The sequence below is a fragment of the Enterococcus sp. CSURQ0835 genome, assembly GCF_902706605.1.
Taxonomy (GTDB): Bacteria; Bacillota; Bacilli; order Lactobacillales; family Enterococcaceae; genus Enterococcus_A.
Genome location: NZ_CACSLH010000006.1, coordinates 24,933 through 37,673, shown reverse-complemented (window position 1 = coordinate 37,673; position 12,741 = coordinate 24,933). Strand labels below are relative to the sequence as shown.

The following is a 12,741-nucleotide window of genomic DNA, read 5'->3' as shown; positions in this document are numbered from 1 at the left end:
AATGTTAAAAACGAAGGAGTGTCAGCGATGAAAAATATCGGGTATGGGATCGTCGCCCACGCGATCATGAGCGATCCCAACTTAACGGCAGAAGCCAAAGCGATCTATGCTTATTTGAGTGCGTATGCCGGCAAAACAAATCAAGCGTATCCGTCTCTTGTACGGATGGCGCGCGAATTGGGGATGAGTGAAAGTCGTTTATTGCGGCATCGGCGGCAGTTGATCGAGCGACAGATCTTGGTAATCCGTCATGAAGTGAAGCGGACAAAGTTTAGTACCAATACTTATTTTTTGGACCACGGTCTGCCTAATTTTCCGTCCGATCATAATGAGTGCACAGAAAAAACGACCCAACAAAATGTAGGCACTAATAATACTAAACCGAATAATACCAGAAAGAACTCTTTATCAGTGGGGCAGGCCAAAACGAAAACGCCGTACCAAACGATCCTCGATTACTTGAATCAAAAAGCGAAGCGGCAGTACAAAAATGTGCGAGCCAATCAGAAATTGATCGCCGCTCGGTTCAACGAAGGCTGCGACTTAAACGATTTCCGGCAGGTGATCGATGTGAAATGCGCACAGTGGCTCGGAACGGAGCTGGAGAAATATTTGCGACCGGCCACATTGTTTGGCAATAAGTTCGATCAGTATTTGAACGAAGCCCTGCCGAAAGACTCGCAAATGGAAGTGCCTTATTTCGTTGATGATGCTGTCGTTTGTGAACAGGAGGGGTAGCATGGAAAACCAGATCGAACGCGAGATCATCGCCAGTTTATTAGCCAAACCGACCTTGTTTCACGTCCTCACACTGAACGCTCGCTGGTTCAGTCAGCCGATGTATCAGCGGATTTTTCACGCGATCCAGCAGTTGGACGGGCGTTTTGATTCGATTTTTGATGTGGCGCGAGTTTTGATCGAAGCTGGACATGAAGAAATCACGGCCAGCCAACTGTCAAATTTAAAAGCGGAACTGGTGACGACGGAACATTTTCGCCACAAAGTCCAGCAGCTAGAGCGGTGTTTTTTAGAAAAAAATCTGCGGGCGCTTTGCTACGAGTACAGCCAAAAGCCAAAGCAAAAAACATTAGCCACCTTGCTGGATTATTCATTGCTGCTGCAAGAAAAAAGTAACGTCCGAGAGACTGGGAAGCTGACGGCGACATTGCAGCGCTATCATGCAGAGCTGTTTGCCGTTCAAAAAGTCGAGACGATCAAAAGCTATCGCTTGTTTGATCAAATGCTCGGCGGCTTGTCACCGGGAATGCTGTTTACGATCGGCGCGCGCCCGAGCGTGGGCAAGACTGCATTTGCGGCGGTGAATCTCGTCTTGACTGCCCTTGCGAAAAATACCAGTTTGGCGGTGGATATTTTTACGTTAGAGATGACCAAAAAAGAATTGCTGCAACGTTTTTTGGCGCATCTGACTCAGATCGACGGGAAAAAATTACGTGATCCAGCGTTGCGTTTGACGCCAGACCAGATCCAAAAAGTGCAAGGCGCGTTGCAGCAGTTAGCTGATTATGAGCTAAATGTGTATGACCGCAGTTTTGATCTGTTGACGATTTGCCAAGAGATCCGCCAGCACGTGAACGCTAGCGGACAAGCGCAGCATTTGGTGGTGATCGATTATTTGGGGCTGATCACGGTACCCCAGACCGGACGTTTGGAGCGGCGCTTACAAATCGAAGAAATCACTCGCCAGCTGAAATTACTTGCCAATGAATTAGGGATCGCGATCGTCTTGTTGTCGCAGTTGAATCGAGAAATCGAAGCACGGGCCGAAAAAATTCCGGTCTTAAGCGACTTGCGAGAATCCGGTTCGATCGAACAAGACTCCAATGTGGTGGGTTTTTTATATCCGACTGAAGACCAGCCAGGACAGATCCAATTTATCTTTCGAAAAAATCGTGAAGGTGGCTTAGCTCGTCGCAGTTTTAACTTTGACGGGGCTACTATGACCTTTACCGAGCAAAGTGGGTGAGAAAATGAATGAACAAGACTATCACGAAATCATGGCTGCAGAAAATTTGACGGAAAGCGAACTCGTCTGCGTATGTTTAAACGAAGCCAAACGACAACAGCATTTTTTAGATCAATTAGCTGCCTTGAATTGGCAACAGACGCGTTCTTACCAGTTGACCGAAGAGCGAAAGATCGCCGCCATCTGGGAAGCCATCGATTGGGCGCGCCATGAAAAGCTGCTGGGCTATCGCATTCTAGAAGACGGTGAATCCGTGGTGGCCGAGTATTTGGCGAATTTAAAAGCGATCAAAAAGTAAGCTGGACAACAAAAGAAAATAAAAAAAGGACCGTCATGAACGGGAAAGCTACGACAAGATCAAAGACAAAAAGGGAAGAAACCGGCATTTTAGCACATTTTACTTTGAGAAACAAACATTATCGTTCTTTGCTGAAAGGAACATGAATTTTACGAGTTTAATCGCTAAAAACCTTGCTATCATAGGTTTCATGTGCTATCGTTGTAACAGAATATTGACCAAATCAATATTTAGTTCTAATCACTGGACCACTCAGCGGTTAGAGGCAATCATTTCCCAGGAGGTGAATCCATTCATGGCAAACAAAGCAGAATTGATCGAAAAAGTTGCAACTGCGACTGACTTAACTAAAAAAGACGCGACTGCTGCTGTTGACGCTGTTTTCTCAACGATCCAAGAAGCATTAGCTGACGGAGAAAAAGTTCAATTGATCGGTTTTGGTAACTTCGAAGTACGTGAACGTGCGGCTCGTAAAGGGCGCAACCCACAAACTGGCGAAGAAATCGAGATCCCAGCAAGCAAAGTACCTGCGTTCAAACCAGGTAAAGCATTAAAAGATGCCGTTAAATAGTATCTCACTAAAACCGCTGAGGCTGAAAGGTCGGGGCGGTTTTTTTGTTGGTTATAAAAGTAAAAAGGGGCAGAAAAATAAATGAATATCAAACAGACGATCATTGACTATGCAAAGACGTTGACCGCTATCCAAGTAGATTCACCATTTAAAAAATTTCCCGACTATGTGGCACTGCGCCATCAAGGGACCGGCAAATGGTTTGGCTTAGTGATGACCGTTGAAAAACGCAATCTGGGAATCAACGCGACAGGTCGCATCGATATTTTGGATGTGAAAGCCGATCCGGAGATCATCACGATCTTAAAAAAATCGGCTGGGTACTTGCCAGCTTACCACATGAATAAAAGTCATTGGCTCACTGTTTTATTGGACGGAACAATTGACATCAAACAACTAACTAATTTGCTGCAAGATAGTTATGAATTGACGCGTAAGTGAGTCAAAGGTGTCAGTAGAGCAAATAAAAAAACCGCTGAGCTGAAGGACTGGGCGGTTTTTTATGGAGTAAAAAACTTTTGATTGACTATCTTTTAGTAATTTTAATTATTCTCCATGTGCGAATCGAACGCAACTGAAACTCATCAGAAAAGGGTAAGAAAACTTTGAACTATTAACTAGATGAATTCATTATAAAAAATCTATATAAGTTTTTCGTTTTTCATCAAACTCTGCTTGTGTCAAAACACCAAGGTCTAATAGTTCTTTTAAATTTTTTAGCTCTTGAATTGCTTCAGAACGAGTAATTTTGTTGTTTTCAAGATTACCCGAGTCAACATTTTCAGCAGGGATATTTTCGCGAATTGAAAGCCCCCCTAAGGCATGAAAATCATTGCTGTCTGCTTTGATTGTAATCTTGATCTGCTTGTTATCAGAGATTCTAAGTAACTCCAGATAACAAATCGACTTTTCTTCCACCTCTTTAGTTGTAACATTCGACTGAGCATGATTAGTAATTTTTTGACTGCCTTTTTTCTTTTTTTTATCCTTACCTTTACTACCTGCATAAGCGCCAACAGCTGCTCCTAGACCAGGGACCATCAAGTTTCCTAGAACTGCTCCCGCTACAACTTTGCCGCCTTTGCCTTTTTTTCGTTCTTTTTCAGTATACTTATTATTGATGGTTTCGGTGGAGGAGTGCGATGTAACATTTTTAAAACGCGGTCCTTCAAATTCAAGTGAAATAAGATAATAAAATTCTTCATAGTTATCTTTGAAATAAATACGTTCGTCGTCTAGCTGATAGACTTTTGAGTCGGTAGAAGTTGCGATCAAGTTATTACCACCAGCAATATAGATCCTTCTTTCAAAAGTAGTGGGTTGACTGTTTATGATAGCTAGAAAGTCTTTCTTTTGTTGATGCAGTGCTCTTAAATCGACTCCATTTACTTCATACATACTGTAAATATCATCTAGCGAGTATTCAAAGGATGAAAAGAAGCCCAGACCTAAATCCTTTTTCGCTTTCGTTTTACAAGTATCACAGATCTTTTCTTTTGTAGGTAAAGTAACGGTATTTAAAAATTTTAGACCATCACCACATAATTGACATTGTTCCATTCAATAATCTACCTCCTAAATTTAACTATCTCCGACACGCTTATGCCGGAGATGCAATCAATAGCTGTTTTATTGATTCAAATGTTGCATAGCATAATCGGCTTCTTCAGGCGTGAATTGTTCACCGTGTTCAGAGGTTAATTGATCTCTGATCCGATCTGGTGACATATCCATTTCTTGATAACTTTTTGCTTTTTCTAATGCATTCGCATTCCAATCGATTCCATGCAAATTATCCATGGCATATTGAGCTGCTTCTGGACTGAATTGTTCGCCGTATTCAGAAGTCAATTGATCATGAACTCGTTGTCTAGACATATTCATGGAAGTAGCATAACTTTTCGCTTTATTTAAAGCTGACCTATATTCTACTGGAAGACTAGCTTCTTCTGCTTCACGCTGTTTTTCAGCTTCTTGTTGAGCAACTTTTTCAGAGTTTGGTCTTACTTTGACCTTAGTACTTTCAGTGCTGCCGTCAAGAGTCGCATAGAGGGTAATAGAATCTTCTTCTTGTTTAGATAATTCATGCGTCAATGAAAAATTCCCTTCTCCATCTGCTGTAGTTGAATCGCCTATAACACCAAGTCCTACACTAACGCGTGCATTTGGAGTCGTTTTCCCCGCGATGGTCGCTTGGTTATTAGGATCAGCTTCAACTTCTGCAGGCGCTTCTAACGTGACATCGACTTTAGCTGATTCAGAGCTTGCTTTGCTTTCTTGAACTTCAGCAGCTGACGATAAAGTGCTTGTGCTGCTACTTTGAATTGTACTTTCTTCAACTGAGTTTTTGTTTTCTGATGAAGAAGAGCCGGTTTTTGGTAGCGAGCTTTTTTGAGTTGATTCAATACTCTTTGTATCCGCTCTTTCCTCAGGCTCATTACCAAATAAAAGTCCTCCCACTAACGCTACTCCGGCTGTGGCAATTGCAATGTTACGTTTACGTTTATCAGGTTTTCTCTTCACAAAATACCAAATACAAAATACGCCACCAAAAAACAACAACCCTAATACAGTACTCATACAATGATCTCTCCTTTTAAATTAATTGTTTTTTAATACAATTTAATTATATCAAAGAGAAAGGAATTGTTATTTTCAGAACTCTTGTTATAAGTGTTATTAATTTTGAGATTGGACGAAGTTGTTGGCTGATTTCAATAATAGGTACGGTACATGGATTTTTTATTTGCTACTACCTAATAATAAAGCATAAAATAAAACCCTCCCACAAAGTTAACTTTGCGGGAGGGTTAAACCTCTTTTCCAACTATCTCAATCTTTAGTTCGGTAAGTATTCCAGCATCACATCGCGTTGGTCTTCTGGCACATTGCCAGCGTAGTTTGGTGTGATCAGCGAAATGCCGCCTTGATTGTTGTAATAAGCATACAGATCGCCGGTCAGATCACGGCTGTCACCGGAGATTTTTTCGCCGAGTTGTAGCTGTGTGTTGACGGAAACTTGGTGGGGAGTTTGATTGTTAGAGCCGATCACTGGAAAGACCCGCAGATTTTTCGTTGCTACTTGGCGGACATTCGCGCGATAAACAGTTTGACTTTGTGCCCCATTCGGACCGCGAGAAATAAAGGACAAGGTACCTTCTGTTGAACTTGGTAGCGCGTTAAATTCCCATTTGATCTCGTTTGGCACGTTCATCCCGTTTGACGCGAACGTTTTCGTACCGACAAAATCATTTAAAGCGACGGCGTAAGGATATTGCGGCGAACTTTCCGCAAACCAGCCGATGCCTTCTGAACTCCAGCCCAGTTTGATCAACGAGTCGCGTTCGCCTTCACTTAACGTGTAGTGGTGAGTACCAGCGCCTAATTGGTTCGGATTATACAAGCGATAGACGGGAAGTCCGGCGTTTTGCGAATGCCAGCTGATGCCTTCTGCGCGCCAGCCTTTGGAAATCAGAAAATCATGTTCCCCTTCATCAACGGTGTAGTGGTGGTCGCCGGTGTTCGGGTTATACAAGCGGTGGACGGGTAAGCCGTCTTCTGGTGCGATCCAACCGATCCCTTCATATTGCCAACCGAGGCTACGCAAATGATCGCTCTCCCCGCGATTGCCGGTGTAAAAATGCTCCGAGCTATTCGGATTGTACAAGCGATACATCTCCGCGGCGTTGGCGTCTTGGGCAGCAGCGAGTAGACTCATCCCCAAAAGTGCGCCCCCTAAACTCAATAAAATCGTTTTTTTCATAAGCAGCCTCCTAAGATAAAAAATTTCGTTTTAATTGATTATTGCGCTTTCATTTAGTGTAGCAAATGCGTCTTAAAAAAGCGAGACGGAACTTGCGTGCGGAATTTTTACCACGCCAAATAGCCAGCCACAATTTCGGTATGGCTGGCGAGGGTTATTTCGTTTTTTGAAGTTTACATAACCAAATACTATGTACCTAAAATCAAATGCTTCATTCCATTTTTCAATGGTGCAAAATTTTTTCCGTTCCGCGTTTTCCTAGTTGCAAGAGCCCGACGAAAGGTACTAAGCTCGCCAGCACCACGAGCGCCAGTTGCCAAGGCGTGCCAGCTAAAAATAAAAGCATGGCTAAGCAGAGGAACGACCAAAAAAAGATATGGTCTAAACGTTGCATGAACAAAACACTCCTTTCCTAAGAGCCGATTTATTTGGCGAGTCAGTTTGCCAACTTGTTTCGCCAATTTTATCCTAACACTGAAATCTCGAGTTAAAGTCGCAAAAATAAATCTGCTTTTGGTTTTTGTGAAAGACGGTGGAAAGAAATGTTGTGGGAAGGACTGCAGGAAAGGGAGGGATTTTTGTTTCAATTACATTTGGGACTTTTTTTACGAACTAACTGCCTAGCATAGCCCCAGCTTGCCTTGATCATACCTTCTATTATAAAATAAACCCAACGAGGTGGGCGCGATGCAAGTTGAATTTCAACAGAGTAATGAAAAAAGTCAGGTGATTTATGGGCAGACGTTTGCCGCGATGTTACGCGAACAGCTTTTTCATGAGCGACATGTGATCTGGTGCGGTAATCAGCGGTATTATGATCGCTACGCGGATAAATTTGCGCAGTTGATCGCCTCAGACAACCCGCAAGACTGGCTGATCACGCCCAATGAACGGTATTGCAATCGGCTCGACCAGCTGTTGGATTTTGCGCGGTCACAGTTGCGTTTTTCGACTACGCAAAAGACGCTTTATATCGGCTTAGGCAATGAAGGGATCATGGAGCTTGCGACCTTTTTGCAACATGTCTCGCCATTAGATTCCCAGTTGTGGCTGATCCCGATGTCACTGCGGGCACTGGCGCAAAGTTTGACCTTTGACGCGACGATCGTCGAACCGGTGACCCAAAAGACGGTGCTACAAGTCACTAGTGCGCCGCAGCAGATTTTGTTTGATCACACGTTGGCAGATCAGCAGACTGATGGGAAACTGGTGGATCTGTTGACCTTGATTTCTTGTGGTGTGGTGGCGGCACCGGATTTTTTGTCGGAACTTTACCGCAGTTACCCTAACCAGCAGCAGTTGTTGAATCAGTCATTTGCCGCTTTTATCGCGCCGCTGTTGCAGTATTACGAAGGTCAAGGTCGTGAGATCCGCGCATTTGGCCAGTTGTTCGAGCAGGCGTTTTTTGCCACTTCCAATGGGCATTTATTGTCAGATAGTATGAAGCGGATGTTTGGCTTAGTGTTCACGTTGGCTTGGAGCGCTGAAGTGAGTGAGCTGGATTTTAATTTCAAAAATTTTGTGGTATGGTTGTACCACTTAGGCTATCCGCTGGCGTTGCCGCAAGAAATCTCCACGGCTGAATACGGGCAGCAAGTGATCGCCTTCGCGCAAAAAAAGCCGCCGCGACCGCTGAAAAAAATCGGTCAGCTCGACTTGCCGCAAGTTCCCACCGAACGTGAGCTCGCTGCGGTGTTTGACAGGTACCACCAATTAGTAGAAAAGATCAGAGGGAAATAAATGACGTATAGTGAACAGATGTTGCACGCTTTAGAAAATGAAGAATTAGAATCAGCGGATCAGTTGTTGAATCAAGCCTTGCAGCATGATTCAGCTGATGTGTTGGCCGAACTAGCTGAACAATTGCAAAACCTTGGCTTTTTAGCCGAAGCGAAAAAAGTCTACGTGAAGTTGATCCATGATGCGCCAGACCAAGCGATTTATTATTTGCCGTTAGCGGAGATCGCGATTGAAGATGACGATATCGACCAAGCGTTTGATTACTTGGAAAAAATCCCGGCTGACAGTGAACATTATCCGGAAAGTTTATTGGTGACAGCGGACTTGTATCAAGTGTTAGGGATTCCCGAAGTCAGTGAGGCAAAATTGTTGCAAGCGAAAGCTTTGCTGCCAGAAGAGCCGATGATCACCTTTGCGCTTGCTGAATTGCATTTTTCCAATAACCAATTAGGTGAAGCGATCGATGAATACGGTCAGCTGGAAAAACAAGGGATCACGGAACTAGTGGGGATCTCACTGGATGAACGGATCGGGACCGCTTATAGTTTGATGGGTGGCTTTGAAGAAGCGATCCCGTTTTTAAAACAAGCGTTAGCTGAAGAAAAAACGGCGGATCGCTTGTTCCAGTTGGCGTTCACGTATTATCAGCTGCATGATGCGCAAAATGCGATCACCTACTTTGAAGAGTTGGCAGCCCTTGATCCCCATTACCAGTCGTTGTATTTTTATTTAGCGACGGCGTTAAAAGACGAAGAGCGAATCGAAGAAGCGTTGACCGCCGCAGAAACTGGGATCAAAGAAAATCCGTATCAAGTCGAGCTGTTGCATTTAGCTTCTGAACTAGCGTATCGGTTGCATGACCGGACGCTTGCGGAAAACTATTTACAAGACGCGCTTGTTGTTGGGGAAAAAACCGATGAGACACGTTTGACGTTGAGTAATTTGTATTTGAATGAAGGCGAGTATGAAAAGGCGATCGACATGATCCAGCAAATGGATGAATTAGATAATCCGTACGCGGAATGGAATCTAGCGCAAGCGTATAATGAATTAGAAGACTTCGAACAAGCCGCAAAAGCGTTCAAAGCCGCGGCGGAAAGTTTGCAGCATGAACCGGATTTTTTGAAACAGTACGGACTATTTTTACGAGAAGATGGCAAACTGACAGAAGCCCGCGACGTCTTAACAGCGTATCTAGCCTTAGAGCCGGGGGACTTGGAAATCTTGTCACTATTAGAAGACCTGAATTAAAAGAGGAGTGGATCAGATGATTGATGTTGCGGAAAAACGCGAATTTCTCGTTTGGTTGATCAATAATGTATCTTTTAAGCGCCGGGAAGTCATCTGGATCTTGAACTACTTGATCAACCACGAAGCGATTTTGAAAAATGTTCATATCACCGAGCAAGTCGATGTCACCAAGCGCGGACTGCTTTTGCGGGATATCACACAAAAAGATGACGCGATGACGCTGTTTATCCAAGGGCAAGCTTTTCACAACAGCGACCAGATCTTTCACGAGATCCGTCTCCACTGGCAGCAGCCGCTGTATTTAGAATGCAGTTTCCCCAACGCGTGGCAAAATGAACGTTATTTGTCCGTTTTGGAAGACAATCCCGAAGCGTCTTGGAATGACCAAGTCAGCGAGTCGATCGTCAGTGAAGTGGAAGCTTACTTGGCGCTGGAAGAGCTGGAGGCAAAGATCAAACTAGTTTACCATCAGATCGATACTGCGTTGGAAAATGGTGACCACGAAGCGTTTTTGGAACTGTCTGATGAGGTCAACCGTTTGCAATTGCAACGCTCGGAACTGCTGACGAAAAATCAATAACTGTAACCGCCCCGCGCAACTGAAATTCACAAGCGTTGGGGTGGTTTTTTTGTGTCTGAAAATCATCACGTCATTCAAATTAATTCAAAAAAAGATTAAAATTTGCTACACTTAATGAATAAACTATGAAGTGAGGTGGCAAAATGATGAGAAAAGGGAAACAGATTGCATTGACAACCGGGATGTTCGGACTTCTCTTGTTTGGAACCGTTCAACTATTTAATTGGAGTGAAGGCGCTACAAGTCAAGTGGAGGCTACGGCAACATCAGACACATGGCAAGATGAAGGCGGTTACCAGATCAAAGGTGACCCATCTGGCTATGAGGCAGAAATCTATTCAGTGAAGATCAAAAAAGGCGGGAATTATGCAATTCGGCAACAAGTTTCAAATGGCCCCACAGTCGATGTCAACACGGATAATGGCGCCGTTGATTTGACGTTAAACATGTACACGATCATGCGAGGTTCGGAGACGCCACTAGTGACTAGCGGGAAGGCTCCCAGTACCATCACGATGGAGCGAGATAGTGATATTTATGGCAATAAAGCAGGGATTCAAGGTGAAAACTTGACCTTGAAAGGTGATGATCCACTGCTGACTCAAGGTGGAGAATATGATGATATCGTTGCTAACCCAACAGCAGGGTTGAAAGGCAATAATGTCGCGATTGCACGTGGTCCTAATGGCGTGATGACCGCACAAGGTTCGGCTAGTGGTCTAGCGGGGACGATCACCATCAACAGTGGCAATATCGCCGCGTCTTCTTTTGGAAATGGCGCAGGTTTCATGGGGGGCTACCCTTATCAAGATGTTCCACAATCGAAACTCACCATCAATGGTGGAAAAGTCCAGCTAGGTGCTGATTCAGATGCAGCAGGTGTAACGTTGCTAAATATGTCAGGTAAGCAGCCCAGTAGTTTTGAAATAAATGGCGGACAAGTGACCTGTACGGGAACTGCTGCTGGGCTAGTTACTGTTGGTAATGCATCTGATGCGGCGACAGTCAATGGTGGAACGTTGACGCTAGTTGATGGCCCGCGTTATCAAGAAGCGGTTGAAACATTTGGTGGGGAAAAACCAAGCTTGCAGATCAACGGCGGCAGTGTCAAACTCGACCCGACCCATTATAACTTACTACCGACAAATCACAGCTTCGGCACGTTAGATGGAACGAATATCACGTTGCCGACAACTGTCCAGCTGCCGGGACAAAAAGCGTTTGAATTGACAGATCACCATCCAGACGATAATAATTTTTATTTCTACTTGGAAAATGGCGCGGATCGAGTAGCGAAGATTGGGACAGGCGATGCGGAGCAGCACTATTTGTTCAAATGGGATGCCGCCAATCAAAAATTCGAACCGGGCGTTTTGATTCCGAAACCAGTATTTGACACGACGGATTTACCAGCAACGGTTGTGGGTGATGCGTACAATCAAACGATCACGGCTAAAAATGCGGACAGTTATGAGCTGGATGGCAAGTTGCCAACCGGGATGAATTTTGATTCAAAAACCGGCGTGCTTTCTGGAACACCGACGCAAGCGGGCACGTTTGATTTTAAAATCATCGCTCACAATGCTGGCTGGGATCTGACCGCTGGTTATGTACTTGAGGTCAAAGATAAATACACTGTGACCTTTGATCCAGCAGGTGGCGGCAAGATCTTTTCCGAAACAGTAGTCGAAGGGGATTCGCTGAAAAAACCAGCCGATCCTAAACGAGCGGATTATACATTCTTAGGTTGGTTCCCGGAAAAAGATCTGAATCACTCCTATGATTTCACCAAACCTGTCACGGAAAATATGACGTTACATGCGGGTTGGCGCCACAATGAAGCGCCGATTGAACACGAGACGATCACTTTTGATTCCAATGGCGGCTCGAGTGTCGCGCCACTCACCGTCAGAAAAGGCGAACAGCTACAAAAGCCAACCGACCCAACAAAGAAAGGCTACACCTTTGATGGTTGGTACACCGATGCGGCATTGACGAAAGCCTATGATTTCAGTCAGCCCATCGAAACGAACTTCACATTATATGCCAAATGGAAATCAGAGACCCCAGAAGATGCTGGCCAAGAGCCGTTGTATCGGTTGTACAATCCAAATTCCGGTGAACACTTCTACACGAAAAGTGCAAAAGAACGAGATTGGTTGATCTCATTAAGTTGGAAAGATGAAGGCACCGCGTGGATCACACCGAAAAAAGGCACGCCCGTTTATCGCGTGTATAATCCAAATTCCGGTGAACATTTCTACACCAAAGACGCAGCGGAACGTGATGACGTAGTCAAAGCCGGTTGGCGCGATGAAGGCATCGGTTTTTATTCTGATGAAACCAATAAGGCCGTACCGATCTACCGCGTCTTTAATCCAAACGCTAAAAACACGAGCAGCCACTTATTTACGAAGAGTCAAGCCGAAGTCAATGGGCTGACAACGAAAGGCTGGCTGGATGAAAACATCGCGTTTTACGGTGTTGAACCAGCAGGAGCGGAATAAAGTTAAAATAAAATTTTCCCAAGTAATGGTGCGAGCTGTTGCTTGGG

The 12,741-nt window shown here is 44.5% G+C and carries 13 protein-coding genes; 9 read left to right on the top strand and 4 right to left on the bottom strand.

Translation table 11 applies throughout. The features are described 5' to 3' along the window. Positions 1-27: 27 nt before the first annotated feature. The 5 genes from GVJ38_RS03995 to GVJ38_RS03975 all read left to right on the top strand — a co-directional run bounded on the left by GVJ38_RS03995 (position 28) and on the right by GVJ38_RS03975 (position 3,294). Entirely contained in the window at positions 28-738 is a 711-nt protein-coding gene (locus GVJ38_RS03995; RefSeq protein WP_159721883.1) for a conserved phage C-terminal domain-containing protein, read from the top strand. Between the two features lies 1 nt (position 739). After that, complete coding sequence (locus GVJ38_RS03990) at positions 740-1,984, top strand: replicative DNA helicase (RefSeq protein ID WP_159721882.1); 1,245 nt, start codon at positions 740-742, stop codon at positions 1,982-1,984. A gap of 4 nt (positions 1,985-1,988) precedes the next feature. Then, positions 1,989-2,282, top strand: coding sequence for a hypothetical protein (locus GVJ38_RS03985; protein ID WP_159721881.1), 294 nt, complete (start codon positions 1,989-1,991; stop codon positions 2,280-2,282). A 295-nt stretch (positions 2,283-2,577) separates the two neighbouring features. Further along, positions 2,578-2,853, top strand: coding sequence for an HU family DNA-binding protein (locus GVJ38_RS03980; protein ID WP_159721880.1), 276 nt, complete (start codon positions 2,578-2,580; stop codon positions 2,851-2,853). Between the two features lie 81 nt (positions 2,854-2,934). After that, positions 2,935-3,294, top strand: coding sequence for an MmcQ/YjbR family DNA-binding protein (locus tag GVJ38_RS03975; protein WP_159721879.1), 360 nt, complete (start codon positions 2,935-2,937; stop codon positions 3,292-3,294). Positions 3,295-3,483: 189 nt separating this feature from the next. Here the strand turns inward: GVJ38_RS03975 and GVJ38_RS03970 are convergent, their stop codons facing one another. The 4 genes from GVJ38_RS03970 to GVJ38_RS03955 all read right to left on the bottom strand — a co-directional run bounded on the left by GVJ38_RS03970 (position 3,484) and on the right by GVJ38_RS03955 (position 7,010). Continuing rightward, complete coding sequence (locus GVJ38_RS03970) at positions 3,484-4,413, bottom strand: SHOCT domain-containing protein (RefSeq protein WP_159721878.1); 930 nt, start codon at positions 4,411-4,413, stop codon at positions 3,484-3,486. Between the two features lie 69 nt (positions 4,414-4,482). After that, a complete protein-coding gene (locus GVJ38_RS03965; protein ID WP_159721877.1) occupies positions 4,483-5,433 on the bottom strand; it encodes an Ltp family lipoprotein in 951 nt (316 codons plus the stop codon). 259 nt (positions 5,434-5,692) lie between these two features. Continuing rightward, positions 5,693-6,616 carry a hypothetical protein gene (locus GVJ38_RS14145; RefSeq protein WP_200849451.1) on the bottom strand — a complete coding sequence of 308 codons (924 nt, stop codon included), beginning with the start codon at positions 6,614-6,616 and terminating at the stop codon, positions 5,693-5,695. Between the two features lie 223 nt (positions 6,617-6,839). Then, on the bottom strand, positions 6,840-7,010 hold the full coding sequence (locus GVJ38_RS03955) for a hypothetical protein (protein WP_159721876.1): 171 nt from the start codon (positions 7,008-7,010) through the stop codon (positions 6,840-6,842). A 293-nt stretch (positions 7,011-7,303) separates the two neighbouring features. Here GVJ38_RS03955 and GVJ38_RS03950 point away from each other — a divergent pair, with 293 nt between their 5' ends. From GVJ38_RS03950 to GVJ38_RS03935, 4 genes are all read left to right on the top strand, one after another. After that, positions 7,304-8,356 (top strand): hypothetical protein, encoded by a 1,053-nt coding sequence (locus GVJ38_RS03950; RefSeq protein WP_159721875.1) that lies wholly within the window; start codon positions 7,304-7,306, stop codon positions 8,354-8,356. Beyond that, positions 8,357-9,607: a tetratricopeptide repeat protein gene (locus tag GVJ38_RS03945; protein ID WP_159721874.1), complete on the top strand. Its 1,251-nt coding sequence runs from the start codon at positions 8,357-8,359 to the stop codon at positions 9,605-9,607. Positions 9,608-9,623: 16 nt separating this feature from the next. Continuing rightward, positions 9,624-10,187 carry a YpiB family protein gene (locus tag GVJ38_RS03940; RefSeq protein WP_159721873.1) on the top strand — a complete coding sequence of 188 codons (564 nt, stop codon included), beginning with the start codon at positions 9,624-9,626 and terminating at the stop codon, positions 10,185-10,187. A 146-nt stretch (positions 10,188-10,333) separates the two neighbouring features. Next, positions 10,334-12,694, top strand: coding sequence for an InlB B-repeat-containing protein (locus GVJ38_RS03935; RefSeq protein ID WP_159721872.1), 2,361 nt, complete (start codon positions 10,334-10,336; stop codon positions 12,692-12,694). Positions 12,695-12,741: the final 47 nt, after the last annotated feature.

What these genes read in the sequence shown, in the direction of transcription:
- GVJ38_RS03995 (WP_159721883.1), top strand. Translation starts at nt 28, where the DNA reads ATGAAAAATATCGGGTATGGGATCGTCGCCCACGCGATCATGAGCGAT.
- GVJ38_RS03990 (WP_159721882.1), top strand. Translation starts at nt 740, where the DNA reads ATGGAAAACCAGATCGAACGCGAGATCATCGCCAGTTTATTAGCCAAA.
- GVJ38_RS03985 (WP_159721881.1), top strand. Translation starts at nt 1,989, where the DNA reads ATGAATGAACAAGACTATCACGAAATCATGGCTGCAGAAAATTTGACG.
- GVJ38_RS03980 (WP_159721880.1), top strand. Translation starts at nt 2,578, where the DNA reads ATGGCAAACAAAGCAGAATTGATCGAAAAAGTTGCAACTGCGACTGAC.
- GVJ38_RS03975 (WP_159721879.1), top strand. Translation starts at nt 2,935, where the DNA reads ATGAATATCAAACAGACGATCATTGACTATGCAAAGACGTTGACCGCT.
- GVJ38_RS03970 (WP_159721878.1), bottom strand. Translation starts at nt 4,413, where the DNA reads ATGGAACAATGTCAATTATGTGGTGATGGTCTAAAATTTTTAAATACC.
- GVJ38_RS03965 (WP_159721877.1), bottom strand. Translation starts at nt 5,433, where the DNA reads ATGAGTACTGTATTAGGGTTGTTGTTTTTTGGTGGCGTATTTTGTATT.
- GVJ38_RS14145 (WP_200849451.1), bottom strand. Translation starts at nt 6,616, where the DNA reads ATGAAAAAAACGATTTTATTGAGTTTAGGGGGCGCACTTTTGGGGATG.
- GVJ38_RS03955 (WP_159721876.1), bottom strand. Translation starts at nt 7,010, where the DNA reads ATGCAACGTTTAGACCATATCTTTTTTTGGTCGTTCCTCTGCTTAGCC.
- GVJ38_RS03950 (WP_159721875.1), top strand. Translation starts at nt 7,304, where the DNA reads ATGCAAGTTGAATTTCAACAGAGTAATGAAAAAAGTCAGGTGATTTAT.
- GVJ38_RS03945 (WP_159721874.1), top strand. Translation starts at nt 8,357, where the DNA reads ATGACGTATAGTGAACAGATGTTGCACGCTTTAGAAAATGAAGAATTA.
- GVJ38_RS03940 (WP_159721873.1), top strand. Translation starts at nt 9,624, where the DNA reads ATGATTGATGTTGCGGAAAAACGCGAATTTCTCGTTTGGTTGATCAAT.
- GVJ38_RS03935 (WP_159721872.1), top strand. Translation starts at nt 10,334, where the DNA reads ATGAGAAAAGGGAAACAGATTGCATTGACAACCGGGATGTTCGGACTT.